General features: G+C 43.4%; 1 protein-coding gene. It reads right to left on the reverse strand.

All coding sequences use genetic code 11. The features are described 5' to 3' along the window. Positions 1-285: 285 nt before the first annotated feature. Positions 286-1329, reverse strand: coding sequence for an IS4 family transposase (locus QUB61_RS39405; protein ID WP_333190470.1), 1044 nt, complete (start codon positions 1327-1329; stop codon positions 286-288). Positions 1330-1450: the final 121 nt, after the last annotated feature.

The following is a 1450-nucleotide window of genomic DNA, read 5'->3' on the forward strand; positions in this document are numbered from 1 at the left end:
TGTTCGAGGGCGAAGCGGCGCAGATACAGTTGCCAAATTTCAGCTAGAGATGGCATTTGGATACCAACCCAAACTAACCACAAAGGTTGACTATTTAATCGACCCGTTACAGTTTCTAAACGTTCGACTAGAATCAGAGTCATTGGATGTTTGGGACTACCTCTAAAATGCAAGTCATCCCATTTTCTTAACCGGATTTTTCCGAGTTTGGCTCTACAGCTTCCAGAGTTTGTTCTGGTTCCCACCAGCTCTGAGAGTCGTTCAGTTCAGGGGGCGACAACGAAGCTAAAGCGGTTGCCCTATAAGCTTTATAGCTTTTAGTCCCCTCTGATAAAATGACTGCTTATTGCGAACTAAGCCCATCATAGACTCCACCCACTCCCAACAGCATTCATTGGCAATTAACCAATTTTCGCCATACAAACCAATCCAAAACTTGCTATGTCTTCTTCTATTTCTACCGGGTTCTTGAGGACGGCACACATATTTTTCCTGTTTTTGAAGCTGAGTTCTTTTCCCTCGCAGCCAGGCCTCCGTCATCGCCAAAGCTATTAAAATTATCAAAGCAATTAATTTCTCAGGTGATGCCTGACACCCCTCCAGGTTGTATCCTCCTGTTTTACAGTCTTTAAACATTGCTTCGATGCCGTAACGTTGACTGTAAACTCCGTAGCTTGCGGGGCGGTACGCCATCGCACCTTTTAAATCCGGGAGATTTGTTAGCAGATACCAAGGTTCATCTTCTTGTTGACCTCGGTATTTTTTCTGCCAAGAAGCTACTAAGTTAAAGCGAGAAAAACCTTTCTTTTTAGTGCGACTAATTTGCGGATAGAAGAGATGAATTCCTGGTTTAACTGGGATAGTATCTATCGAGCGAAATGGTTGTCTTTTTTCTCGGAAAGTTGTGTTTCCTTTTTGACGCAATACAAAGCTTAGATGCTGGCGGTGCAACCACTGCGCCAGTTCTCGGAGGTGAAATTCGCGATCGCCAACAACGATTAATTTATATCTTTTCAGCAGCCGAATAACTGGACGCAATACTTGTTTCTGTTCGGCGAGATTAGAAGCCCCTTGTTTATTTAGCAGCGTCCAGAATAGGGGAAACGCCCTTTTTTGAACGATCGCACTTACTATTAAAACATTATACTCTTGACCTTGGGTTCTATCCAATGCAACGACTAATTGACTCCCGGCTGCGATTTGACGGGATATCACCTGTTTTACGATCGGGAACCAGAGTACAAGTATGCGCTCGTGCTTTAATCTGTAAAAATCTTTGTATGTGACGGATCCGACTACTTTGTAAGATCGGCAATGGTAGAGAGGCAGCTAATCTTTCGATTCTAACTTGTTTTTGAGACTGTAATAACCATACTAGTACACTTGGGCGGGAATAGAGCTACCATTTATAGCTAGATGTAGAAGGTAGAACAGATCGATGCCCAGACTA

Origin of the sequence: Microcoleus sp. C2D2 (assembly GCF_036702495.1) — a bacterium.
In the GTDB taxonomy this organism is placed as follows: domain Bacteria; phylum Cyanobacteriota; class Cyanobacteriia; order Cyanobacteriales; family Microcoleaceae; genus Microcoleus.